The sequence below is a fragment of the Pseudomonas sp. yb_2 genome (assembly GCF_043103905.1).
GTDB lineage: Bacteria > Pseudomonadota > Gammaproteobacteria > Pseudomonadales > Pseudomonadaceae > Aquipseudomonas > Aquipseudomonas alloputida.
Genome location: NZ_JBICKH010000056.1, coordinates 1 through 479, shown reverse-complemented (window position 1 = coordinate 479; position 479 = coordinate 1). Strand labels below are relative to the sequence as shown.

At 61.0% G+C, this 479-nt stretch carries 1 protein-coding gene; it reads right to left on the bottom strand.

Going from position 1 to position 479, the window contains the following annotated elements; translation table 11 throughout:
• The coding region (locus ACF8FB_RS13990; protein ID WP_392511476.1) for an immunoglobulin-like domain-containing protein at positions 1 to 479 on the bottom strand (479 nt) is incomplete at both ends.

Sequence of the window (479 nt, the reverse complement as noted above, 5' to 3'; positions counted from 1 at the left end):
TCGAACGTAGCGCCAGTGGCGTCTACCGCCGAGTTGATACCCAGGCTGATCTGGCCAGCATCGTTGTAAACGTCATCGCCCTGCGCAGCGTGGGTGTATGGCGCGCTGGTCTCGCCGGCCTTGATGGTGACCTGGGCATTGTTGCTCAGGGTCACGACCAGGTCGTGAGCCAGCGGCTGGTTGACGTGAACAGTGAAGGTCGGTTTGACGTTCTCGGCCACCGAAGTCTGGTCGGCTGTGATGGTGACCTTGACCAGGTCGCCTTCGTTGCCCGGCGTACCTGGCTCGTCGGTAACCGACGTGCTGACCGGGGTCTTGTCCAGTGTCAGTTGCTCGAACTTGCCGACATCCGCACCTTCAACGGTTGCGATCGATTTGATCACAGGGTCGTTGGTGCCAACGTAGACGTTGTCCGGGGCAGTCACGGTGGCAGTACCCACGGTGCCATTAGCCGGCACGGTGATGACGGTTTTGCCGTC